Here is a 793-nt window from a genome sequence, read left to right as displayed (position 1 = left end):
GTCGTCCGGGCTGGCGGTGCGCGCGGCTCTCACGGCGTCCAGAAGTTTCGCGTAGCCGTCGTCGTCCTTGACCTTCGCGACGCCCGGCTTGCCCGGGCCCGCCTTCCAGTCGAGGGTGCTCTCCAGGACGTCCGTCGCACCGAAGATCACCACCTTGCGTCCCTTCACCTCGGTGGTCCACGGCGCCCAGGCCTCCGTGTCGTCCTTGCCGATGCCGACGATCGGGATCGGGGAGGAGGCCTTCACCTCGAGCATCCGGTTCATGCCCTCGGTGCCGAAGTCCATGGCGTGGTTGTTGGCAGCGGTGACGACGTCGACGCCAGCATCCTTCAGCACGGTGAGGATCTTGGGCCCGGTGATGAAGGTGTACGGCTTGGGCTGTGGCATCAGGCCGGACTGGTCGGTGGCCACTGCGGTCTCCAGGTTCACCATCGCCAGGTCGGCCGCCGCCAGCGTCGTGCCGATGCTGCCCAGTCCATCCTCCAGGACGCGCTTCGCCTCACCGTGGGCGAGTGTGTCGCCGCCGAAGGCGATCGTGATCGTGGACGCCTTGCCGGTGCGGACGTGGTTGACCGGCGTCGGATCGACGGACGCGGAGCCCTGTGCGGCTGGGGCGGCGGCCACCTCGTCCGCGGACCCGTCCGCATGATCGTTCCCGGACAACGCCCCGGTGAGTTCGACGCCCGACCACACCAAACCGACGGTCGTGAGCGCAGCCAGGCCGCCGACGAGCCGGCGGCGTCGGCGGTAGACGGGGGCGTTGTCCCACTGCATCGATCAGGCGCGCATCGCG

1 protein-coding gene is annotated in these 793 nt (G+C 69.5%); it reads right to left on the bottom strand.

Going from position 1 to position 793, the window contains the following annotated elements; all coding sequences use genetic code 11:
* A partial coding sequence (locus ABD089_RS13635) for a CapA family protein (protein ID WP_343887013.1) occupies positions 1–774 on the bottom strand: 774 nt, incomplete at its 3' end.
* Positions 775–793 lie beyond the last annotated feature (19 nt).

This window comes from Luteococcus sanguinis (assembly GCF_039527675.1).
Classification (GTDB): Bacteria; Actinomycetota; Actinomycetes; order Propionibacteriales; family Propionibacteriaceae; genus Luteococcus; species Luteococcus sanguinis.
This window is presented reverse-complemented; position numbering and strand designations above follow the sequence as displayed.